Genomic DNA, 24,070 nt, shown 5'->3' with positions numbered 1-24,070 from the left:
GGAACGTGCATGATCAGCGCAGAGAGACATTTGAGCGGCTGGCTTCCAAGTATGCAAAGGAGCAGGAACAGCTGCAGGAGCAGAAAAGAAGAAGAAGGAAAGGTCTCATCCGTCGTATGTCCATTTTCGGCGTTCTGATGGCTGCAGGTCTGATCTTCACGGTTTATACTCTTTTTACCCAGCATAGTACGATGAATCAGCAGCAGCAGGAACAGGCGGAACTCGATCAGCATCTGGTGGAGCTGGAGCAGGAAGAAGTAGCTCTCAGGGAAGAAAAAGAGCTCCTCCAGGACTATGATTACATTGCCGAGATTGCCAGACGGGACTACTTTCTGACAAAACCGGGTGAAACACTGTTTCAGCTGCCTCAGTCTTCATCGGATTGACACATTTCCGATTCCCTCGGTATAATGTAACCATATGAATTTTTTCAACATATAAGGAGGAGCATTTTTTACATGTCGATTGAAGTAGGCAGCAAGGTGAAAGGTAAAGTCACGGGCATTACAAACTTCGGAGCTTTCGTTGAACTTCCGGGAGGCAAGACCGGTCTGGTCCATATCAGTGAAGTGGCAGACAACTATGTAAAAGACATTAATGAGCATCTGACGGTCGGCGATGAAGTCGAAGTCAAAATATTGAACGTCGAAAGCGATGGCAAAATCGGGCTGTCGATCCGAAAGGCAAAGGATAAACCTGCTGGTCAGCAGAGCAGCGGATCCGGTTCCGGGCGTCCCCAGAGACGTGGAGGCAGCGGAGGACCGCGTCAGCCGCGCCAGAGAACAATGTCTTTTGAAGACAAAATGAGCCGCTTCCTGAAAGACAGCGAAGAGCGCCTTACCTCACTGAAGCGCCACACGGAGTCCAAGCGCGGAGGCAAAGGCACGAAGAAGTAATCCTGCTGCCGAATTAAATATATTATTCCAAAACACATCCTCACAGGAGGGTGTGTTTTTTTATGAGCTTATCTCACAGGCAGAACCTGCGATCTGAGCCGATGCAATGTCCTATTCATTCCCCAACATGATTCCCAGTAATACCACTCACCGCTTATCGTATCAAATCTCACCAGTGGTGGCGGAGAAATAATATGATTCAGTACTAATCGTATCATTGCGCCTCCCGGCTCCTGCCGCAATAATACGACCCGTTAATTTTCGCACTCAATTCCTCTGCCTGTCCAACCTGAAATCAGAATCAATTCCACCCTTCCAAAAAAACATTCCGATTTTTTTTAGTCTAAAAAGAAAGAAAGGTGCCTTTCGTCTGCTAAAGAACACCAATTGTTGTCAGAATTTTCAGCACACCGATAAGCGGCCTTTTTTCCTTACGCATGAAAGGGGTTAACCAGTAAAAAACAGGTCAGCAGCAAGAAAGTACACGAACGTATGTGCGGGGGAAAAACAGAAAAGCGGGTACATTTAGTACAGAAAGTCGTCGAAGACTTTTTCAAACAGTAGAGGTTCTTTTGACAAATTCTTCATTTGATCCGTGTTTATAATGTTACCACTATATGGAACGGGTGGTGTTAGCAGATGATAGGACGACTGACGTACCGATCGACCGGACAACCTTCGGCGATTCCAATGCCGGCAAAGCCGTTTTCCCGCATGGTAAAAAGGGTGGCAGCCTGGATGGACAAGCCGAGTGTGAAAGATGCAAACCGAACAGTTCTAATTATTATGATTGGCTTTCTGCTGGGAAGGGCGGTGATTTTAATGCACCTGTTACCCTTCGCAGTGCCCTTTCTGGCTGTCATGCTTCACTGGCAGAAAGCCAAGGCCAAATGGGCACTACTCGCGTTATGGGCAGGTGCAGCCACGATCTCTCTGCCCTTCGCCTCGTATGCGGTTGCGGCCACAATCGCCTACCTGGTTTTACACCGGGTTATCACCACCGTAAGGCCGCAGGCGAACCTCATTCCGCTGACGGTATTTATCACCGTGGCTTCGGTCAGATTTTCGGTGATTTCGTTTCAGGAGGGGTTCAGCAGCTACGGGGCTATGGTTGCCGGAGTGGAGGCGGGACTGGCCCTGGTGGTCACCATGATTTTTCTTCAGAGCATCCCCATAATCTTTGAACGAAAGAACAAAATGTCTCTGCGGCATGAAGAGATCGTCTGCATTGTCATTTTTATGGCATCGGTCATGACAGGAACGGTCGGCTGGCTATTGTACGGTCTGTCAGTCGAATTTATAATCGCCAGGTACCTGGTGCTGGTGTTCGCTTTCGTCGGAGGAGCAGCGATTGGATCGACGGTGGGCGTCGTCGTAGGTCTGATCCTGAGTCTGGCAAATGTGGCAAACCTCTTTCACATGAGCCTGCTGGCCTTTTCGGGACTTCTGGGGGGTCTCCTCAAGGAGGGAAAGCGAATCGGTGTCTGTGCCGGACTATTAGTCGGAACCGGTCTAATGGGAATGTACGGGGATAATCAGGGTACACTCGGCATTTCTCTTATGGAAACGGGTGTTGCGATCGCTGTTTTTCTGATCACGCCGAAACGGTGGATCGAACAGGTGGCCCGCTATATTCCAGGCACAGCCGAACATGCGGTGGAGCAGCAGCAGTATCTGCGTAAAATCAGGGACCTGACCGCCGGAAAAGTGGAACAGTTCTCACGGCTGTTCAGCACACTTTCCAACAGCTTTTCCGAAGTGGAGGCCCCTGACGGGACGAATGAGCCCGGGCGTGATACGGATCTATTCTTAAGTAAAGTCACAGAGAAAACGTGCCAGACCTGTATGAAAAAGCATACGTGCTGGACGCGGAAATTCTCTGAAACATATAACCTCATGGAACGAACGATGGAAGAGGTCGAGACCAATGGGGATGTGTACGACAGGCGGCTTATGTCCGACCTCCATGCCCACTGTATCAAACACGATAAAGTCGTACGGGCGGTAAAAGATGAAATCAGCCAGCTCCATGCGAGCAAGCAATTGAGAAAGCAGATCATCGAAAGCCGCCGACTTGTGGCTGACCAGCTTCGAGGGGTATCACGGGTAATGGAGGATTTTGCAAAGGATATTCAGCGGGAGCAGAAGACCCACGAACTGCAGGAGGAAAAGATCACCGAGTCGCTTCAGCATGCAGGAATCGCTCTGGAGCAGGTGGAGGTCTACTCGCTGGATAACGGAAATGTGGACATTGAAATGATCATTGCCCACAACGAATATAACGAGGGTGAAAAAGTGATCGCGCCGCTCTTGTCTCATATTCTAAAAGAAACAATCGTGGTCAAACATACGGAAAAAGCATCGCTTGCCGGCGGAGCGGAACGTCTCGTGTTCGGTTCGGCCAGGCAGTACGTGGTTACTACCGGCGCATCCCAGACTGCAAAAGGAGGGAAGTGGATCTCGGGAGACAGTTATTCCACTATGGAACTTGGAGCCGGGAAGTATGCTCTTGCCATCAGTGACGGGATGGGAAACGGAAAACGGGCGCATCTGGAGAGCAACGACACGATCGAGTTGCTGCGGAACATCCTGCGTTCGGGGATCGAGGAAACCGTGGCGATTAAATCGATTAATTCGGTACTGGCTCTCAGATCTGAAGAAGAAATGTTTTCCACTCTTGATCTGGTGATGATCGATATGCAGGATGCTACAGCTAAATTTCTGAAGGTCGGCTCGATCCCGAGCTTCTTAAAAAGAGGAAGGCAGGTGAAGATGATTGAATCGGGAAATTTGCCTATTGGAATGATTTCAGATGTAGAAGTGGATGTGGTGAACGAGCAGCTGAAAAGCGGAGATCTGCTCATCATGATGAGCGACGGAATCTTCGACGGTCCGGCTGACATTGAAAACAAGGAGGTGTGGATGAAGCGGGTTATTAACGAAATGAAAACGAATGACCCGCAGGAAGTGGCCGATCTTCTGATGGAGCGCGTCATCCGGGAGGGAGGCGGCATACACGACGATATGACGGTCGTGGTCGCCCGGATTGACCACCACCTTCCGAAGTGGGCCACAATTCCGGTCTCATTCGAAGAAAAAGCCTTTGCGAAAAGCAGGTAGTCCTGCAGGGAGAAAAAACAAGGGGGATCCGTGAATGAACAGACCAGAAAAAGGACCGGCACATTTTGAGAGAAAAGGAAGGCGCAGAGCAGGAAAGTATGAGCCGCGCCCCCGCCCGCCATCGATGCTGGTATGAAGACCTCATTAACATGAAGTAAAAGTGAAATGAACGGCGGCGGCTTCACCAGCGAGCAGCCGCCAGCAGCGGATCGTGCCAGTTGCCGAAAAGCTGCAACCCGAGCACCGAGGGCAGCCAGGACCACGGTCCGGCTTTCCCTGGTGAAAATGAGCAGCAGGCGTGAGCATGGCCGCAGACTAAAACTGAATAAGTTTGAAGAATATGATCTGAATCCCCGGACGAATGAGCAGACTGCTGTACGGACACTGCGGAGGGCCCCCGCGGCAGATGGAACCGGAATGCCTACTGTCCACCGGATCAGTACAGGAGGATATAACAATGTCGAAAGTAAGAGGAAGCCAAATTGCCCGTCTGCACCGTGGAAAGCGTAAGGCAAACGAGTATGAACCACGCCCGCGTCCGCCATCGTGAAGGAAGGCTGTACTACTACCCGGAAACTTCCCTGGGAACAAAGGCAGGAGCAGCCGGATCGCAGCTACAGCTGAGCTGATTTATAAGGCGGGAAAAGGAAGCCCGGCACGGACGGAGTGTGCCGAATAGACATCCGGCAGGGCACTGCAGCGAAATCGTAACGGAAAACGATCACCGCGCCTAATCCAAAAGGAGGCTTTTAACATGGGAAATGTACGGAGGAAAAACAGCGTGATTCTGGAAAAAGAAAGGCATACGGCCAAAAAGTATAAGCCGCGCCCCCGTCCCCCGACGTGATATTGGAGAAAGGACTTGTGGTTACAAACTTTATCTGAATTTCAAAAAATGAGGAGGCCTGAACATGGGGCATATAAGGGAGCAGGGAACGGTTATGGAGAGGCGGAGAAAGGGCAGGGCAAACCAGTATGAACCGCGTCCGCGTCCACCTTCGCAGAATCGGAGATAAATAGACATAAAGGAATCGCTTTTCGTGCACCGTTAAAAAACCGTATAACATAAGAGGCTGTGAAAAATTCAAATTGATTGAAGCGAATGCGCGACACTAAAGCGGAAAGAGCGCGCAATAAGCATAAATCAACAATTGAATTTAACAGAGCCAATAAAAAAAGCAGCTGTGTACGTATGGCAGATAACAGCAGGATTCTGCAGAAGGAAAAACAAACAATCCACTCAGGGTGAAAGGCCCTTTTATATAGATGGCCAAAAGCGTATGCGGTGGTTCCCGCAAGTATATTCTCTTTCAATCTTGTAAAAGATGATACCAGTTTATCATTTTGGAGGGTGAGAGAGATGACAAAGGGAACGCTCAGACAGGTGCTGCTTTTAACGGACGGATGCTCAAACGCCGGGGAAGACCCGACTGCGATCGCGGCACTGGCAAAGGAGCAGGGAATTACGGTGAATGTGATCGGTATTATGGACGAGAGCCGGCAGGGCGGTCAGGGACTGAAGGAAGTTGAAGAGATTGCCATGTCAGGAGGCGGTGTAAGCCAGATCGTCTATGCAAGGCAGTTGTCCCAGACAGTTCAGATGGTGACAAGAAAAGCGATGACACAAACCATTCAGGGGGTGGTCAATAAAGAACTGCAGCAAATTCTCGGCGAGGATCATGAACTGGAAGATCTGGCTCCGGCAAAGCGGGGGCAGGTCGTTGAAGTGGTTGATGACCTCGGGGAGACGATGGACCTCGAGGTGGTCATCCTCGTAGACACAAGCGCAAGCATGACCGAGAAGCTGCCGATGGTACAGGAAGCGCTTGTAGATTTATCCGTTAGCCTGCGTTCCCGGACGGGCGGGAATCAGTTTTCTCTTTATTCGTTTCCCGGCAGACGAAAAGATGTTGAGAAGCGGCTTGGCTGGACACCGGAGCTGGACTCACTGGCTGGTGTGTTCAAAAAGCTTACTCCGGGCGGTCTGACGCCGACCGGTCCGGCACTTCAGGAAGCGCTCCGCATTTTCAGGAAGAGAATGGACACAAGTGAGGGCCGATGGGATGAGAGATCCGGTCTCGAAGAAACAGGCATGTAGCCTCTCTCCCGGGGAAACGGTAATCGGCCGCTGGCACGGGAACCGCTACAGTATTGTAAAGGAACTGGGCCGGGGAGCAACAGGAACGGTATTCCTGGTTCGTTCAGAGAAGGGGCTGGCAGCGCTGAAAGCCGGAAGCGACGCCATGTCCATTACCTCGGAAGTAAACGTGCTCCAGCATTTTTCTAAGGTCCAGGGTGAGTACCTTGGACCTTCTCTTTTCGATGTGGACGACTTTACAGTAAAAGAGGGGACCTACCCTTTTTATGTAATGGAGTATATCGAAGGGGAAGAGGTGATTCCGCTTCTCAGAAATAAAGGAGAAGAATGGGCAGGGATCCTTGCCGTTCAGCTTCTTGGTGACCTTGACAGGCTGCATCAGGCCGGCTGGATCTTCGGGGATCTGAAACCGGAAAACCTGCTTATCACAGGCCCGCCTATAAGGGTAAGATGGTTTGATGTAGGCGGAACGACCAGGACCGGTCGGGCAATCAAGGAATTTACCGAGTTTTTCGACCGCGGCTACTGGGGTCTTGGGGGAAGAAAAGCAGATCCGGGATACGATCTGTTCGCTGTTGCCATGATTTTAATCAACAGTGCCTACCCGTCCCGGTTTGAACGTGCAGGAAATGACAACCTGGCTCTTTTAATAAAAAAGGTTGCGGAAAAGCCTTCCCTGATCCGGTTTGAACGCATCATTAATAGGGCGCTCACTGGTCAGTACAGGGAAGCTATGGAGATGAGAAGAGATCTGATGGAGGAGATCGGAAGCTCGTCCGGTTCAAAGAGAAGAGAGCCGCCGCAGCGTATGCCTGCATTCATCAGGTCCTCTCCTTCTGCCAGTCTGCCCGCTGCACCGACGCGAAAAGCACACAAAAAAGAGCGCAGAACACTTCGGAAACGCTCCTCCGGTCTTATTGAAACGGTTCTTGTGGCCGCTTTTCTTCTGCTTGGTTATGCACTATACTTATTTGTACAAATCATGTAGCGGAAAAAGCGCGGGAACTGGGGGGCAGACAGATGGGAAAAGCAGATCAGGTGATGGATATCTGCCTGCTGGCAGGGGAGATTATGCTCACCTACGGAGCGGAAACGTACCGTGTGGAAGAGACGCTCGAGCGTATGGCAAAAGCGTCTTCATTTAAGAATGTCCACTGTTTTGCAACGACGACCGGGATTTTTCTTTCTTTTGAAGAAGAAGGCAAGGAAGACCTGATGCAGATGGTGAGAATTGACGACAGGCTGCAGGATTTAAACAAAGTGACAGAAGTGAATCAGGTGTCCCGGGAGTACGTCAATCACGAGCTGGATACCGAGGAGGCCCATGAGAAGCTCAAGGCAATTGCAGAGTCCCCTGTTCCGTATCCACTCTGGCTCATTCACTTAAGCGCCGGCATAGCGGGAAGCGGATTTGCGCTGTTGTTTGGAGGCGCTTGGCCCGACCTTTTCCCGGCTTTTCTGGCAGCCGTTCTCACAAGCGTAACGGTTGTTGAATTTGAGCGGTATCTCAAAGTACGGTTTGCCGCAGAGTTTGCGGCAGCCTTTCTTGGGGGTTCTCTGGCGATTGCCCTCGTGTTCTTTGGAATCGGGGATAACGTCAATCAGATTATCATTGGTTCACTTATGCCGCTTGTTCCCGGGGTCCCCCTGACCAATGCCGTCAGGGATCTGATGTCCGGCGACCTTGTGGCCGGTGTCAGCCGTGGGGCGGAAGCTCTTCTGACGGCGCTGTCGATTGCCAGCGGTGTCGCTTTTGCGATTTCGTTATTCCTCTGATGAAAGGAGCCTGTACCGATGATGTTTTTTCTTGAACTGATTATCTGTTTTATTGCAACTGTCGGGTTTGGCGTGATTTTCAGTGTGCCAAGACGGGCCCTTCTTCTGGGTGGAGGGATTGGCGTCATTGCCTACACAGTACTGAATACGGGCCTGTACTTAGATGCGTCGCCGGTCTTTTCCACAGCTGCCGCGTCTCTGACAGCCGCCCTGTTCGCCCATCTTCTTGCCCGGATCATCCGGATTCCGGTGACCACACTGGCCATTCCAGGCATCCTGCCGCTGGTGCCCGGCAGCCGGGCCTACTTTACAATGTTGGCCTTTGTTGACGGTGAGTACCTGACCGGTCTCGAGTACGGAGTGGAAACGATGCTCAGAGCCGGAGCCATTGCAGCAGGTCTCGTGTTTGCCCTTGCGGTATTCTCGTTCGGAAAGGGAGTCGGACACCGCTATGAAACGAACCGTTGACCTCTTTATTGAAAAGCACGCTCTTCTGAAGCAGGGGGCGGTTGTGCTCGCTGCAGTTTCAGGCGGAGTGGATTCGGCTGCCATGCTTCATTATCTGGCGGAAAGAAAAGAAGACCTCAATCTTCGTTTATACGTCCTCCACGTGGACCACGGTCTTCGGGGAGAAGAATCAGCAGAGGATCTTGCGTTTGTGAGAGCGCTGAGCATAAAATACGGTGTGCCGTGCCTGACTGCACAGCCGGATGTAAAAAAAGAAGCCGGGGAAAAAGGGCTTTCCATTCAGGAAGCGGCCCGGAATTGCCGGTACCGTTTTTTTTCAGAGATGATGCACGCCTATAAAGGGGATTATCTAGTTACTGCCCACCACGGAGACGACCAGGTCGAAACGATGATTATGCGCCAGGTACGCGGTGCAGCCGGCGGCCTCAGAGGAATCCCGGTCATCCGTCGGTTTGCAGAAGGGCAGCTTGTCCGTCCGTTTCTATGTACGGATAAACAAAGCCTGATCCGGTACTGCACAGAAGAAGGGCTTACGTATCGTGAAGACCCGAGTAATTCGAAGGATGCCTATACAAGGAACCGGTTCAGAAAAGAGGTACTGCCTTTTTTGAAAAAGGAAAACCCGAAAGTGCACGAACGCTTTCAGCAGCAGAGCGAATGGCTCACAGAAGATGAAGCCTTCCTCGATGCTCTGGCAGAGAAAGCACTGGAGAAGGCGGTAAAGGACTGGACGCATGAAGCAGTTACGCTGTCCGTTCCGGCTTTTCTTGATGTGCCAATCCCTTTACAAAGAAGGGCCTTTCATCTAATATTAAACTATCTTTTCAGAAACACGCTGAAAGCCCCGGTGATGAGTGTACATATGAATGCTTTCGCCGATCTGCTCAGGCAGCCCCATCCTTCCGGACACCTTGATCTTCCGGGGGCTGTTTTTGTTCGCAGGTCGTACGACGCATGCGTGATTTCGTCACAAAAAAAACCGGATGAAGATAAAAGAGATTCATGGCAATTGCCCGAAGCGGGCATGCTTGTATTTAAAGAGGGGAAGATAACTGTAGAAAGACCTCATAAATACAGCCGGACTGAAACGGCCTCTCTCTGGCATTTTGAGGGAGACCGGGACCAGCTTCAAACACCGCTTCGCGTACGGTTCCGTAAAGCAGGAGACCGGTTCGTACCTCTTGGGATGAACGGCAGCAAAAAGGTGAAGGACCTGCTGATTGATAAAAAAATACCGAAGGATCTCCGTGACAGATGGCCGGTGATTACAGATGCGGATGACCGGATCCTCTGGCTGCCAGGCCTGGCCCGGGCGGCCTGTGCCTGTTTGACAGAGATCACGGAAGATGTTCTCGTTATGGATTTTGAGCCGGGGGATACCGGTTTCAAAATGAGCGTGAAAGGGCATTGAGTACCATGCTGAAATGTCCATAAAACGCCCGCTCCCCTTCTACTGGAAGAAAAGACAGGCGGACGGGGTACATAGCATTTTCTGTTACGATGGACAGCGTACGGATTTTATTTATTTTAGGAGGCTTAACAGAACATTATGAGAGATGACATCCAGTCTGTATTAATTTCCGAAGAAGAAATCCAGGAGAAGATCGCCGAGCTCGGCAAAGAGCTTACAGAGGAGTATGAAGGACGCTTTCCCCTTGTGATCGGAATACTGAAAGGCTCCCTGCCATTTATGGGCGACCTGATCCAGAAAATCAACACCCATGTGGAACTGGACCTGATGGACGTATCCAGCTACGGAAACGAAACCGTCTCCTCCGGGGAAGTGAAAATTGTGAAAGACCTGAACACGTCGGTTGAAGGCCGGGACGTGCTCATTCTTGAGGATATTATCGACAGCGGACTAACCTTGAGCTACATTGTGGAACTGTTCCGTTACCGTAAAGCAAAGTCAGTGAAAATTGTTACACTTCTTGACAAACCGGATGGGCGTAAAGTCGATCTTGTGCCGGATACAGCCGGATTTATCGTACCGGATGAGTTTGTTGTCGGATACGGGCTGGATTACGCAGAGCGGTACCGCAACCTTCCGTTTATCGGTATTTTAAAGCCGGAGATCTATGAAGGGTAATTTATTGTGATGAAGAACCTAATTATGGTACTATATGCTAAGTGTACTCGTACGCGGGAGGAGGTAAAGAATGAATCGGATTTTTCGTAATACGATATTCTACTTATTAATTTTCCTGGTTATTGTCGGGATTGTAAGTCTCTTCAATGGTGAACCTGCCGATACCGAAGAGATGTCATTTAACGATTTCCAGACAGCCCTGGAAAATGATGAAATAAACAATGTCACTGCCCAGCCGGGCGGGGACGTATATATCCTGCGCGGAAACCTTGTTCCGGGGGCAGGAGATCAGGACGCAGAAACCGATGAGGAAGCCGAAGAAGGCCAGGCCTTTATCGTAAACGTCCCTGACACACCTGAAATGGTCGGACAGATCGTACAGCTTGTCAACACGTCGGATGTTCAGTTTGTAGAAGCTGAAGAGCCGAGCGGCTGGGTGACGGTCTTTACTGCGATCATTCCGTTTATCATTATTTTCATCCTGTTCTTCTTCCTTCTGAGCCAAGCTCAGGGCGGCGGAAGCAGAGTAATGAACTTTGGTAAGAGCAAGGCGAAGCTCTACAGTGAAGATAAGAAGAAAGCCCGCTTTAAGGATGTGGCGGGGGCCGAGGAAGAGAAGCAGGAGCTTGTGGAAGTTGTTGACTTCCTGAAAGATCCGCGTAAATTCTCCCAGATCGGTGCAAGAATTCCTAAAGGGGTGCTCCTCGTAGGACCTCCAGGTACAGGTAAAACATTACTGGCGCGTGCTGTGGCAGGAGAAGCCGGCGTACCGTTCTTCTCCATCAGTGGTTCCGACTTCGTTGAGATGTTTGTAGGTGTTGGTGCTTCCCGAGTGCGTGACTTGTTCGAAAATGCAAAGAAAAACTCACCGTGTATCATCTTTATCGATGAGATCGATGCTGTCGGACGCCGGCGCGGAGCCGGACTGGGCGGCGGACACGATGAGCGTGAGCAGACGCTCAATCAGCTTCTTGTTGAGATGGACGGCTTCGGTGCAAACGAAGGTATTATCCTGATCGCTGCGACGAACCGTGCCGACATTCTTGACCCGGCCCTTCTCCGTCCGGGACGTTTTGACCGTCAGATTATGGTCGGCCGTCCGGATGTGAAAGGCCGAGAGGAAGTTCTTGAAGTACACGCGAAAAACAAACCGCTTGCCGATGATGTGCAACTTAAAGTTATCGCAGCCCGGACACCAGGCTTCTCCGGTGCCGATCTAGAGAACCTCCTGAACGAAGCAGCGCTTGTTGCGGCCCGTTCGGACAAGGATAAGATCGATATGGAATCTGTTGAGGAAGCGATTGACCGCGTCATCGCAGGTCCATCGAAGAAAAGCCGGGTTATTTCAGAAAAAGAACGCGGCATTGTTGCTCACCACGAAGCCGGACATACGGTTGTCGGTGTAAAACTTGCCAGTGCCGATATGGTACACAAAGTCACGATCGTACCCCGTGGCCAGGCCGGCGGGTACGCGATGATGCTTCCAAAAGAAGACCGCTACTTTATGACGAAGCCGGAACTTCTTGATAAGATCGTGGGACTTCTCGGCGGACGGGTAGCGGAAGAAGTGATGTTCGGTGAAGTAAGCACCGGAGCACATAACGACTTCCAGCGCGCCACGGCAATTGCCCGTAAAATGGTGACCGAGTACGGAATGAGCGAAAAACTCGGACCGCTTCAGTTCGGTCAGCCGCAGGGTGAAGTGTTTCTTGGGAAAGATATCAACAATGAGCCGAACTACAGTGACGCCATTGCCCATGATATTGATACGGAAATCCAGCGCATCATTAAAGAGTCCTATGAGCGCTGCCGTCAGATCCTCACAGAGCATAAAGATAAGCTTGAGCTCGTGGCTCAGATGCTTCTTGAGCATGAGACACTTGATGCCGAGCAGATCAGATCCCTCGTAGAAGACGGGAAAATGCCGGAAGGTCACCATATGTCTAAAAAACTCAATGGTGATTCCGATGATGATCTTAAAGTGAATATCCAGAGTAAAAAAGGTGAAAGTTCCGAGTCGGAAGAGGATGCCGATAAAGAAGAAAACAAAGGCAGTTACCTCGACAGTCAGGTTGGAAGACCGTTCGACGACGACAAAAAAGACGACGAGGACAAGGATAAAAGGTAACGATTAGGGAGGGGGTGTCCCAAAAGGTTGAACGCGACCTTTTGGGGCACCCCTTTCGCCGGTGCGAAGCCTGTTCGACCGGCATAGGATAAAGGGGGGATCGGCGTGATTGCAGTAATGGATGCTGGAAACACAAATATCATGATCGGGGTTTATGACGGGGATGAACTCGTCTACGACTGGCGGATTGGAACAGACCCGGGAAAAACAGAGGACGAATATGCCATGCTCATCGGAGGACTCCTGGCCCATTCGGGTCTCAGGTTTGAGGATATCGACGGTGTGATGATTTCGTCGGTCGCGCCTCCGGTCATGTACGCTCTTACGGAAATGTGCCGATCCTATTTTGGAACTGAGCCGAAACTGGTGGGACCGGGCGTTAAAACAGGGCTAAACATCAAATATGATAACCCGAGGGAAGTGGGGGCAGACCGGATTGCCAATGCAGTTGCAGGAACAGCTGAATATGGCAGCCCGCTCATTATCGTTGATTTCGGAACGGCAACCACGTTCTGTTACATCAATGAAAAAGGGCAGTATGAAGGTGGCGCCATTGTACCTGGCGTTAAAATTGCTACCGAGGCTCTTTACACCCACGCGTCTAAATTACCGCGAATCGAATTGGCAAGGCCGGAGGCGGTAGTGGGTAAATCAACTGTAGAAGCGATGCAGGCCGGCATATTTCACGGCTGTATCGGGCAGGTTGAGGGCGTTGTCACGACAATGAAAAAACAGACCGGTACGACTCCGAAAGTTATTGCTACGGGCGGTCTTTGTGAACTGATCGGGCCGGAAACACCTTCGATAGATGAGGTTGATCCGTACCTGACCCTCAAAGGACTGCGGCTCATTTATGAAAAGAACAGATAAATCGCCGGAATCAGCCCGGCAGATGAAAACAGGAAAGGGGCAGATATACAATGTCTGATTACTTAGTAAAAGCACTCGCATATGATGGAATGGTAAGAGCCTACGCTATTCGTTCTACAGAAATGGTGCAGGAGGCCGCGAGGCGCCACGATACTTGGAGAACCGTCACTGCAGCACTCGGACGCTCTCTTTCAGCGGCAACGATGATGGGAGCCATGCTCAAAGGAGAAGAGAAGATCACTGTAAAGATTGAAGGAAGCGGACCGGCCTCTCCAATTATTGTAGATGCGAATGCCAGGGGTGAGGCACGAGGTTACGTGTCCAATCCCCATGTGGATCCTGACCGTAATAACGAAGGAAAACTGAATGTGGCAGAAGCTGTCGGACGGGAGGGAATGCTCAGTGTTGTAAAGTATCTTGGCCTTAAAGAAAACTTTACGGGGAGCGTTCCGTTTGTATCCGGTGAACTGGGCGATGACTTCACTTATTACTTTGCCACGTCCGAGCAGACACCTTCCTCAGTCGGTCTCGGTGTTATCATTGACAGTGAAGAAAAGGTTGCTTCTGCGGGCGGCTTTATTATTCAGCTGATGCCCGGCATTACAGATGAAATTATCGACGAGATTGAAAAACGTCTTAATGAGATGCCGGCCATTTCCAAGCTTATTCAGGACGGTTTAAGTCCGGAGCAGCTGCTTCATACGATCCTTGGAGAAGATAATGTAAAAATTCTTGACCAGCTCGGGGTCTCATTTACTTGCCAGTGCTCGAAGGAGAGAATTTCAAACGCCATTCTCGGCCTGAGCGAAGAGGATCTCGTGGCGATGATTATGGAAGACGAAGGGGCGGAAACTCAGTGTCACTTCTGTAATGAGAAATATCTGTTTTCAAAAGGGGAACTGCAGGAGATTCTGGACGAAAAGCGTGCCGGACAGGCGCCGCAGTAATGAGCTTGTCTGTTGACCCGATGAGCTCTGCACTGCTATAGTTACGGCAACCCAACAAGACAGAGAAAAATACCCGGGTTTAATTTCATGAGGAGGAATGTATGATGACCAAGGTTGTCCAGTCAATTACCGATCTCATTGGAGAAACACCGCTCGTAAAGTTGAACCGGCTCGTGTCGGAAGACCATGCCGATGTGTATTTGAAGCTTGAATTTATGAACCCGGGAAGCAGTGTCAAAGACCGGATCGCCATATCCATGATTGAAGATGCAGAGCAGACGGGGCATCTGAAAGAGGGAGATACCATCGTTGAACCGACAAGCGGAAACACCGGCATCGGTCTTGCCATGGTGGCAGCAGCGAAAGGGTACCGTACGGTGCTCGTCATGCCGGAAACGATGAGCATGGAGCGGCGGAATCTGCTCCGGGCTTACGGTGCTGAGCTGGTCCTGACGCCGGGACCTGACGGCATGGGTGGTGCGATTGCCAAAGCAACGGAGCTCCAGAAGGAAAATGGCTGGTTTATGCCCCAGCAGTTCAGTAATGATGCGAACCCGCGTATTCACCGCGAAACAACAGGAAAAGAACTGCTTGAACAGGCAGGTGACCAGCTCGATGCGTTCATCTCCGGCATAGGAACGGGCGGAACAGTAACAGGAGCAGGGGCCGTTTTAAAAGAGAAGTTTCCGGATCTTCATATTGTGGCTCTTGAGCCCGAGGATTCCCCTGTTCTCTCAGGCGGCAAAAAAGGTCCTCATAAAATTCAGGGAATCGGTGCCGGCTTTGTACCGGATATTCTTGATACTGACATTTACGATGAAGTGATGAAAGTATCTGCAGAACATTCGTTTGAGTATGCCCGCCGTGCAGCGAGAGAAGAAGGCATCCTCGGCGGAATCTCATCCGGTGCAGCGGTTTATGCAGCTATCGAGGTTGCAAAACGTCTCGGAAAAGGAAAGAAAGTAATCGCCGTCATTCCGAGTAACGGAGAACGGTACTTGAGTACCCCTCTTTATCAGTTTGAAGAAAATGAATAAACCCTGAAGCCGGTGACTGCATAGTCGCCGGTTTTTTCTGTTTTGCTCTGTTAAAGTCTATTGTTGATCTCCGCTCCCTGCGCTCCTTTTCCGCGGGCACCGCTTCAGCCTCCTCGGGAAAAACCGTCCCTGCGGGGGCTTCAGCCGGCGCTGTTCCCGCAGGAGTGTCCCGTGTTCGCTACAATCAATTTTAGAATAATCAGGCATCAGGCTTTAACACAGCCTCTGTTTTAAGCACAAGGCAGAGCCGTCCGGTTGCAGTAGCCGACCGGGCTACGTATAATTAGTTTCAGATACGAAAGACAGAGAAGTGGGTGACGTCATCGATGGGGATGAAGAGACGTGCGGCTGGAAGAGTCAGGCCGCTGAAAGAGAACAGGCAGCATTGGTTTACCACATTTACTTCCCTTGCTGAAAAGAGCAGTGAATATATTCTCCTCGAAAGCGGGCGGGGCGGACGTTACAGTATAATGGGGATGAACCCGTGGGCAGAAATTAAGGGGAAAGACGATACCCTTACAGTGAAGCATGACGGTTCGGTGACTCGGTTTTCCGGCCCCTTGCTTAAAAGCCTTGAGGAGTGGCTTCTTCCCTTCCGGACTGAAAAAATGCCGGATCTGCCGGATTGTCAGGGAGGCCTTTTTGGTTCGATAAGCTACGATTTGATCAGGCAGATTGAAGTCATCCCTGAAGAGGCAGCCGATGATTTATACACACCGGACCTTCATTTTCTCGCTTTTGACGACCTCTATGTGATTGATCATAAGTCTGAAGCATTCTGGATTTTGACACACGTAAGCGAGGAGGGAACGGACCGCGATGCCCAGGCGAAACTCGATGCACTTGATGAGGCATGGCAATCCGCTGAAAAAGAAGACAGCAGGTGGTTCAGGCACAGCCCGGAGCGCCACCGGGATGAAGAGCCCATAAGAAGCCTGTCGGAGCCTGAATTTATGAAGGCAGTTGACCAGGTGAAAGACTATATCGCCCAGGGGGATGTATTTCAGGTGAACCTGAGCGTGCGGGAAACCCGGCCGCTTCTCACACACCCGCTTCACGTATACGAGTGTCTGCGTGAATTCAATCCATCCCCGTACATGGGCTATTTTCATACGAAGGATGTACAGCAGGTGAGTGCCTCGCCGGAACTGCTCGTAAAAGTAAAGGGTGAGGAAGTGAGTACCCGCCCGATTGCCGGAACTCGGTCCCGGGGAAGGGATGAGGCAGAAGACCAGAAGCTTGCCGATACGCTTATTAATAACCAAAAAGAACGGGCCGAACATGTGATGCTTGTGGACCTGGAAAGAAACGACCTGGGGAGAGTATCCCGCTACGGTACTGTCGAAGTGGACGAGCTTATGGTCATTGAGAAATACTCCCATGTTATGCACATCGTGTCCAATGTCCGGGGTGAACTGGCACCGGGCAATTCAGAGTTCGATGTGATCGCGGCCACGTTTCCCGGCGGTACCATCACAGGAGCGCCGAAAATCCGGACGATGGAAATTATTGAAGAGCTTGAACCGGTCAGACGCGGCATTTACACAGGGTCCCTCGGTTGGATCGGGTTTAACGGCGATATGGAATTAAACATTGCTATCCGGACCATGCTTGTAGAAGCAGGGCACGCACATGTTCAGGCAGGAGCCGGCATCGTGATCGATTCCGACCCGGCAGCAGAATACAAGGAATGCCTGAAAAAAGCGAGAGCCCTGTGGAAAGCAAAAGAGATGAGTGAAGACGAGACGAAACAAAGCTGAGCTGAGGAGGAACCAGACATGATTCTAATGATTGATAACTATGATTCGTTTACGTATAACCTTGTGCAGTACCTGGGGGAACTGGGCGAGGAGCTTGTTGTAAAACGAAACGATAAAATAACGGTACATGAAATTGAAGAGATGGCCCCGAAGTTTATTATGATTTCGCCTGGCCCCTGCTCGCCTGATGAAGCAGGTGTGAGTATGGAGGTCATTAAAGCTTTTGCCGGGACAATTCCTGTATTCGGCGTCTGTCTGGGCCACCAGAGTATCGCCCAGGTGTTTGGAGGAAATGTGATCCGCGCCGAACGTCTGATGCACGGAAAAACCTCAGAGATTTATCATGATGAAAAGACGGTATTCAAAGGTCTACCTTCCCCCATGACGGCCACCAGGTACCACTCTCTCATTGTCGAACGGCATTCCCTTCCTGACTGTTTCGATATTACAGCAGAGACAGAGGAAGGAGAAATCATGGCGATCCGGCACAAAACCCTCCCCGTCGAAGGAGTCCAGTTTCACCCCGAATCCATTATGACTGCTGAGGGCAAGCGGCTTTTGAAAAACTTTATTGAGGAATACAAGGAGTTCAGACCATGATCATATACGCAAACGGCCGGTTTATTGAGGAAGACGAAGCGGCTGTCTCGCCGTTTGATCACGGTTTTCTATACGGACTCGGCGTGTTTGAAACTTTCCGCACCTATAACGGTCATCCATTTCTTCTGGATGACCATTTTCATAGGCTCTCCAAAGGCCTTTCTCAGCTCAATATCCGGTTAAAACCCTACATCCGCACAGAAACAGCAGCCATTATTTCAGAACTGCTCACCAGAAACGGCCTGAAAGACGCTTACTTCAGATGGAATGTGTCTGCCGGGAGCGGTCCGGTAGGACTTCAGACAGACGAGTACACAAACCCTAATGTTTTTGTTTTTGTTAAAAGGCTGCCGGAAGGCCCGGCGGCGGACAAAACACTTCAGGTGCTTGCCCAGCCCAGGAATACACCTGAAGGGCCTGAGCGGCTGAAATCCCACCATTATCTGAACAGTGTACTCGGCAAAAGAGAGACAGCGGGGCAGCCTGATACGGAAGGTCTTTTTCTTACTGCCGAGGGCTTTGTGGCCGAAGGGGTTGTTTCCAATGTCTTCTGGCGGAAAGGAGAAACGGTCTATACACCTTCAGTGGACTGCGGAATTTTAAATGGCATTACCCGCCAGTTTGTCCTTTCGCTTCTCCGGGAGCAGGGGGTCCGCGCAGAGGTAGGCAGCTATCTTCTCGGAGACCTTCGGGAAGCAGACGAGGTTTTCGTAACAAACTCAATTCAGGAAATAGCGGCGGTAAGTAGAGTCGACGGCCGCACGATCCCGGGCAGGTCCGGTAAACTTTACCAGAGCCTGTCACGGGCGTATCGGCAGGCGGCTATGGAACAGACACGCTGGACAATGCACACAGAACAGGGAAGGTGACGCGGTCATGAACAGGGAACAGACGAGAAACGCAAAAATAGAGTGGGGCGGTTATACGCTTGATTTTTCCAAAAAAACATATGTTATGGGCATTCTGAACCTTACGCCCGACTCCTTTTCGGACGGAGGGAAATATTCCGGTGGCGCCCGTGCCGTGGATCACGCTGTCCAGATGGTAAACGAAGGAGCAGACATAATTGATATCGGCGGAGAATCGACCCGGCCCGGGGCTGTTCCGATTGATGCGGAGGAAGAGCTCCGCCGTGTCATTGAACCGGTAAAACAAGTGAGAAAACATGTGGGAGTCCCGATATCGATTGATACGTATAAAGCGAATGTGGCCCAGGCGGCTCTTGAAGCCGGAGCAGACATCATTAATGACGTCTGGGGGGCAAAACATGATCCGGATATGGCCCGAGTTGCCGCATCCTTCGATGTACCGGTTATTTTAATGCACAACCGGGAAAAGCCACACTACACTGACTTAATGACAGACATGGTTTCCGATTTGCAGGAGAGCATCGAAATCTGCCTGAAAGCCGGTGTAAAGGAAGATAAAATCATTCTTGATCCGGGAATCGGCTTTGCTAAGACCTATGAAGATAATCTGCTCGTCATGCGACATCTTGACCGAATTACGGGCCTTGGCTATCCCGTCCTTCTTGGTACATCAAAAAAATCGCTGATTGCCAGAACACTCAACCTGCCTGTAGAAGAACGTGTTGAAGGGACAGGGGCGACCGTGTGCTACGGGATCGATAAAGGGTGCGCGATTGTCCGGGTTCACGACGTACAGGAAATTTCACGAATGACAAAGATGATGGATGCGATGATCGGAAAGGGAGGTCCTTATGGATAAAATTTATGTAACCGGAATGGCGTTCTGGGCTTACCACGGTGTTTTTGAAGAGGAGAACAAGCTTGGGCAGCGGTGGTATGCAGATGTGACGCTCGAAATGGATACCCGTCCTGCGGGGGAAAACGACGACCTTGATGCTACGGTGAACTATGCAGAAGTGTACGAACGGGTAAAAGAAGTGATGGAAGACGAGCAGGTTAAGCTTGTGGAAACCCTCTGCGAACGAATTGCCGCACGGCTTTTATCTTCATTTGAGGTGGCAGAGGCATGTACGGTAAAAGTGATCAAACCGGATCCTCCGATACCGGGCCACTACGAAAGTGTGGCTGTTGAAATCAGAAGGACCCGTAATCGATGAAGGAAAACCGCAAAGCCTGGATTGGCATCGGCTCCAATATCGGTGACCGCCTCAGTCACATTAGTTCCGCTGTTGATGAACTGAAGAAGAACCCTGAAATTACCTTCGAGAAAATCTCTTCCATTTATGAAACTGATCCGGTTGGCTACACTGATCAGAATCCGTTTTTAAACGCTGTATTCCGCATTGATACATCCCTTTCACCGCTGGGTCTGCTTGATGTTCTGCAGAAAACGGAACACGGACTGGGACGTGAAAGAGAGATCCGCTGGGGCCCTCGTACGATTGACCTTGACATTTTAATGTATAATGATGAAAATATAGAGTTGGAACGTTTAATTGTCCCTCATCCGCGGATGCAGGAACGCAGCTTTGTCCTGATCCCTCTAAAGGAGATCGAACCGGACCTGCGGCTGCCAGGCGGAACTCATATTGATACCTGTTTACACGATTTATCAGATAAAGAGGGTGTGCGAAAATGGAAGAAATCATCTGGGGCCGACGAATCCGCGCCTTTCGGAAACTGAAGGGGTATACTCAGGAAGGATTTGCGAAAGAACTGGAAATCTCTGTGTCCGTTTTAGGTGAAATTGAGCGGGGCAACCGTAAACCGTCCGAAGAGCTGATTGCTTCTGTCGCCCGCACACTGGACGTTACGATTGAAGAACTGACTTCAATCAACTAACTGGATGTGAGGTGAACACAATGCTTACAATCGGCGGTATTACAATGAAAAATCAAGTTGTGCTCGCCCCAATGGCAGGTGTCTGCAACCCGGCATTCCGTCTGATCGCAAAAGATTTTGGTACAGGTCTTGTCTGTGCCGAGATGGTAAGTGATAAGGCGATCCTCCATAAAAATGAGCGGTCTCTGCAAATGCTCTATGTTGACGAACGGGAAAAACCGCTCAGTCTCCAGATTTTCGGCGGTGATAAGGAAACGCTCGTGGAAGCAGCCAAAGTAGTAGACAAACAGACAAACGCCGATATTATCGATATCAACATGGGCTGCCCCGTACCGAAAATCACGAAATGTGATGCCGGTGCACGCTGGCTGCTCGATCCTGAACGGATTTATGACATGATTTCCTATGTTACGGATGCCGTGGATAAGCCGGTTACTGTTAAAATGCGCATCGGCTGGGACGAAGACCGCATCTTCGCTGTGGAAAATGCCCTTGCCGTTGAGCGAGGGGGCGGCGCGGCCGTTTCTGTTCACGGGCGTACACGCGTGCAGATGTATGAAGGAGACGCCAACTGGGATATCATTAAGGATGTTAAAGACGCCGTTAAAATTCCGGTTATCGGGAACGGGGACGTGAAAACACCGGAAGATGCCCGCCGTATGCTGGATTCTTCAGGTGTCGACGGCGTGATGATTGGCCGTGCAGCACTTGGAAACCCGTGGATGCTTTACCGGACGATTCATTATCTTGAAACAGGTGAAAACATTCCGGAACCTAGTACGAGAGAAAAGATGGATGTGGCCATTCTTCACATGGACCGCCTGATTGACCTGAAGGGTGAAAATGTGGCTGTGCGGGAAATGCGCAAACACGGAGCCTGGTATATTAAAGGGCTGCGGGGCGCTTCCCGCATGCGTGACAAAATCAACCAGGCAACAACACGGGACGCTCTTGCCGAAGCCCTTGACGGAGTAGTGGAAGCTGTTGCGGAGAAGGAAGCGGAACAAAAAGCGAATCAGGCCGCAGGATAGTTAAGGCAGCCGTAAACCCCTGAAAAAGCAGGGGGTGTTCCAAGGCTTTGAACTGCCTTAAGGAACACCTCCTTCACTAATAGAAAACAGAGAACGACAGCATTTATATATTTTGAAACAGGAGATGGTGAGAGTGAGTCAAGAACTCGAACTGAATGACCAGCTACAAGTGCGCAGGGAAAAAATGAAAGAAATGATGGACCTTGGGATTGATCCTTTCGGCCAGCGCTTTGAGCGCACCCATTCTGCAGCGGAGGCAACAGAAGAATACGATCAGTTTACGAAGGAAGAACTGGAAGAAAAGCAGTTCCCTGTAAAAATGGCAGGCCGGATCATGACAAAGCGCGGAAAAGGGAAAGCCGGGTTTGCCCACATTCAGGATCTGTCAGGACAGATTCAGCTTTACGTACGTAAAGACGGTGTAGGCGAAGAGCAGTATGAGCTGTTTAAAAAAGCCGACATCGGTGATATTGTCGGGATTTCCGGCCAGGCGTTTAAAACAAAGGTAGGGGAACTGTCAGTAAAAGCAGACCAGTTCCAGCTTCTGTCGAAATCTCTTCGTCCCCTTCCGGACAAGTATCATGGTCTTAAAGATGTTGAGCAGCGCTACCGTCAGCGGTACCTGGATCTCATTGTAAACCCGGAAGTGCGTGAGACGTTTGTTCTGCGCAGCCGGATCATTCAGTCCATGAGACGCTATCTTGATAATAACGGCTACCTTGAAGTGGAAACACCGATGCTTCATTCCATTGCCGGCGGAGCTTCGGCACGCCCGTTTATCACTCATCACAACGCCCTTGATATGACCCTTTATATGCGTATTGCCATAGAGCTGCATCTGAAGCGTCTGATTGTCGGCGGTCTTGAAAAAGTTTATGAAATCGGACGTGTATTCCGAAATGAAGGGGTTTCTACCCGCCATAACCCCGAATTTACAATGATTGAGCTTTACGAAGCGTACGCAGACTATAAGGATATTATGAGCCTGACTGAAAATCTCGTTGCCCACATTGCTGAAGAGGTTCTTGGCTCAACCACAGTTACTTACGGTGAGGAAGCCATCGACCTTAAGCCTGAGTGGAAGCGAGTCCATATGGTAGATGCTATTAAAGAGCATACAGGTGTTGATTTCTGGCATCAGATGACAGATGAAGAAGCCCGTGCGCTCGCAAAAGAGCACAATGTGCCTGTAAAGGATACGATGAAATACGGCCACGTGGTGAATGAATTCTTTGAGACGTATGTTGAAGAGAAGCTTATTCAGCCTACTTTCGTCTATGGTCATCCGCTTGATATTTCACCTCTTGCGAAAAAGAACGCAGATGATCCGCGGTTTACCGATCGTTTCGAGTTGTTTATTGTCGGCCGGGAACACGCAAACGCCTTTACGGAGCTCAACGATCCTGTGGATCAGCGTGAGCGGTTCGAAGCCCAGCTCGTCGAGCGGGAGCAGGGTGATGATGAAGCACACATGATGGATGAAGATTTCGTCGAGTCTCTCGAATACGGTCTGCCTCCAACAGGCGGTCTTGGAATCGGCATCGACCGCCTCGTTATGCTTCTGACCAATGCCCAGTCCATCCGCGACGTACTTCTGTTTCCTCAAATGCGTCACCAGGGATCTGAAGAGCAGTAAATACAATAAAGATACAATCTATTGTCCGTCTCTGTTAAGAGGCGGACTTTTTTCTTTAAGCTATTTTGGAAATGAATAAACGGACGCTTCACTTCACATCTTTCGTTCGCTTCCCGAGATGCCGCAGCAGTCTCACTGCAGGCGTGCAGCTCCATACGTAACCTACTGGCCATTTTCATCTATCACAATCCAAAATATATTTCCGTGAGTGTCTGCTTTCAGATAAGTGAACAAGGTATCAGAGCTAATGGAGGAGAATTGAGAAAAAGAGATTGACCCGTTCTTCTTTTGGGGGTAAGATAATCAAGGTTCTCCTGATTGCTTTCATATAGGAGCAAGACGGTTCAGAATATGTTTGAAGATTCTCTGTATAAGCGCAGAGAACCGAGGTAAAAATATTTCTGTTGTTTTTAAAAAAGAGGGTTGCGCTTCTGAAATAAACCGTGGTATATTATTAAACGTCGCCGAGAGAGAAGCGCAAAAATGACAGCACAGAAAAAACTTTTTAAAAAGTGTTGACGCGGACTTAACGAACATGGTATATTAGTTAAGTCGCCGCGAAACAGAGCGACAAAATAAAACGGCATTCAGCAATGGCTCATAAAGCCCGGCGCGATGCGGTTTGACCTTTGAAAACTAAACAAAAAGCCAAGCGAAACGTGGGATATTTTAAGATATCCCGTCAATAAATTTTTATTTTGATGTCAGTGACATCAAACTTTCTACGGAGAGTTTGATCCTGGCTCAGGACGAACGCTGGCGGCGTGCCTAATACATGCAAGTCGAGCGGACTGATGGGGAGCTTGCTCCCCTGACGTCAGCGGCGGACGGGTGAGTAACACG

Annotated in this window: 22 protein-coding genes and 1 rRNA gene; all 23 read left to right on the top strand. The window is 50.3% G+C overall.

All coding sequences use genetic code 11. The features are described 5' to 3' along the window. Positions 1-5 precede the first annotated feature (5 nt). Entirely contained in the window at positions 6-386 is a 381-nt protein-coding gene (locus CR205_RS19610) for an FtsB family cell division protein (protein WP_110521850.1), read from the top strand. A gap of 72 nt (positions 387-458) precedes the next feature. After that, entirely contained in the window at positions 459-896 is a 438-nt protein-coding gene (locus tag CR205_RS19605; RefSeq protein WP_110521849.1) for a S1 domain-containing RNA-binding protein, read from the top strand. Positions 897-1,535: 639 nt separating this feature from the next. Continuing rightward, entirely contained in the window at positions 1,536-4,016 is a 2,481-nt protein-coding gene (spoIIE, locus tag CR205_RS19600) for a stage II sporulation protein E (RefSeq protein WP_236634923.1), read from the top strand. 1,360 nt (positions 4,017-5,376) lie between these two features. Next, a complete protein-coding gene (locus tag CR205_RS19590; protein ID WP_110521847.1) occupies positions 5,377-6,114 on the top strand; it encodes a vWA domain-containing protein in 738 nt (245 codons plus the stop codon). Further along, entirely contained in the window at positions 6,080-7,102 is a 1,023-nt protein-coding gene (locus tag CR205_RS19585) for a protein kinase domain-containing protein (protein WP_110521846.1), read from the top strand. The genes CR205_RS19590 and CR205_RS19585 overlap by 35 nt, the downstream gene beginning before the upstream one ends. Positions 7,103-7,134: 32 nt before the next feature. Further along, positions 7,135-7,890 (top strand): threonine/serine exporter family protein, encoded by a 756-nt coding sequence (locus CR205_RS19580; RefSeq protein ID WP_110521845.1) that lies wholly within the window; start codon positions 7,135-7,137, stop codon positions 7,888-7,890. 18 nt (positions 7,891-7,908) lie between these two features. Then, positions 7,909-8,358, top strand: a complete 450-nt coding sequence (locus CR205_RS19575; protein ID WP_328587738.1) for a threonine/serine exporter family protein — start codon at positions 7,909-7,911, stop codon at positions 8,356-8,358. Further along, positions 8,342-9,769, top strand: coding sequence for a tRNA lysidine(34) synthetase TilS (tilS, locus tag CR205_RS19570; RefSeq protein ID WP_110521844.1), 1,428 nt, complete (start codon positions 8,342-8,344; stop codon positions 9,767-9,769). The genes CR205_RS19575 and tilS overlap by 17 nt, the downstream gene beginning before the upstream one ends. 138 nt (positions 9,770-9,907) lie before the next feature. Further along, positions 9,908-10,447: a hypoxanthine phosphoribosyltransferase gene (hpt, locus tag CR205_RS19565; protein ID WP_110521843.1), complete on the top strand. Its 540-nt coding sequence runs from the start codon at positions 9,908-9,910 to the stop codon at positions 10,445-10,447. A 70-nt stretch (positions 10,448-10,517) separates the two neighbouring features. Further along, the gene (ftsH, locus tag CR205_RS19560) at positions 10,518-12,575 is read left to right on the top strand and encodes an ATP-dependent zinc metalloprotease FtsH (protein ID WP_110521842.1); all 2,058 of its coding nucleotides are present in this window, start codon (positions 10,518-10,520) and stop codon (positions 12,573-12,575) included. A 105-nt stretch (positions 12,576-12,680) separates the two neighbouring features. Next, entirely contained in the window at positions 12,681-13,445 is a 765-nt protein-coding gene (locus tag CR205_RS19555) for a type III pantothenate kinase (RefSeq protein WP_110521841.1), read from the top strand. A gap of 50 nt (positions 13,446-13,495) precedes the next feature. Next, complete coding sequence (gene hslO / locus CR205_RS19550; protein WP_110521840.1) at positions 13,496-14,392, top strand: Hsp33 family molecular chaperone HslO; 897 nt, start codon at positions 13,496-13,498, stop codon at positions 14,390-14,392. Positions 14,393-14,496: 104 nt separating this feature from the next. After that, positions 14,497-15,429, top strand: a complete 933-nt coding sequence (gene cysK / locus CR205_RS19545; RefSeq protein WP_110521839.1) for a cysteine synthase A — start codon at positions 14,497-14,499, stop codon at positions 15,427-15,429. A gap of 326 nt (positions 15,430-15,755) precedes the next feature. Continuing rightward, on the top strand, positions 15,756-17,189 hold the full coding sequence (locus CR205_RS19540) for an anthranilate synthase component I family protein (protein WP_110521838.1): 1,434 nt from the start codon (positions 15,756-15,758) through the stop codon (positions 17,187-17,189). Between the two features lie 18 nt (positions 17,190-17,207). Continuing rightward, entirely contained in the window at positions 17,208-17,789 is a 582-nt protein-coding gene (gene pabA, locus CR205_RS19535) for an aminodeoxychorismate/anthranilate synthase component II (protein ID WP_110521837.1), read from the top strand. After that, positions 17,786-18,658 carry an aminodeoxychorismate lyase gene (pabC, locus tag CR205_RS19530; RefSeq protein ID WP_110521836.1) on the top strand — a complete coding sequence of 291 codons (873 nt, stop codon included), beginning with the start codon at positions 17,786-17,788 and terminating at the stop codon, positions 18,656-18,658. The genes pabA and pabC overlap by 4 nt, the downstream gene beginning before the upstream one ends. Positions 18,659-18,665: 7 nt before the next feature. Then, positions 18,666-19,517 carry a dihydropteroate synthase gene (gene folP / locus CR205_RS19525; protein ID WP_110521835.1) on the top strand — a complete coding sequence of 284 codons (852 nt, stop codon included), beginning with the start codon at positions 18,666-18,668 and terminating at the stop codon, positions 19,515-19,517. Further along, on the top strand, positions 19,510-19,875 hold the full coding sequence (gene folB, locus CR205_RS19520) for a dihydroneopterin aldolase (RefSeq protein WP_110521834.1): 366 nt from the start codon (positions 19,510-19,512) through the stop codon (positions 19,873-19,875). The genes folP and folB overlap by 8 nt, the downstream gene beginning before the upstream one ends. Continuing rightward, on the top strand, positions 19,872-20,402 hold the full coding sequence (folK, locus tag CR205_RS19515) for a 2-amino-4-hydroxy-6-hydroxymethyldihydropteridine diphosphokinase (protein WP_110521833.1): 531 nt from the start codon (positions 19,872-19,874) through the stop codon (positions 20,400-20,402). The genes folB and folK overlap by 4 nt, the downstream gene beginning before the upstream one ends. Continuing rightward, positions 20,354-20,560, top strand: a complete 207-nt coding sequence (locus CR205_RS19510) for a helix-turn-helix domain-containing protein (protein WP_110521832.1) — start codon at positions 20,354-20,356, stop codon at positions 20,558-20,560. The genes folK and CR205_RS19510 overlap by 49 nt, the downstream gene beginning before the upstream one ends. Positions 20,561-20,580: 20 nt before the next feature. Beyond that, complete coding sequence (gene dusB, locus CR205_RS19505) at positions 20,581-21,591, top strand: tRNA dihydrouridine synthase DusB (RefSeq protein WP_110521831.1); 1,011 nt, start codon at positions 20,581-20,583, stop codon at positions 21,589-21,591. Positions 21,592-21,715: 124 nt separating this feature from the next. Further along, positions 21,716-23,227 carry a lysine--tRNA ligase gene (gene lysS, locus CR205_RS19500; RefSeq protein ID WP_110521888.1) on the top strand — a complete coding sequence of 504 codons (1,512 nt, stop codon included), beginning with the start codon at positions 21,716-21,718 and terminating at the stop codon, positions 23,225-23,227. Positions 23,228-23,948: 721 nt separating this feature from the next. After that, positions 23,949-24,070 (top strand): 16S ribosomal RNA (locus CR205_RS19495); the annotation flags it as partial.

The sequence above is a fragment of the Alteribacter lacisalsi genome, assembly GCF_003226345.1.
In the GTDB taxonomy this organism is placed as follows: Bacteria; Bacillota; Bacilli; order Bacillales; family Salisediminibacteriaceae; genus Alteribacter; species Alteribacter lacisalsi.
The sequence above is the reverse complement of the archived record's forward strand: the minus strand, read 5'-3'. Positions and strand labels throughout refer to the sequence as shown.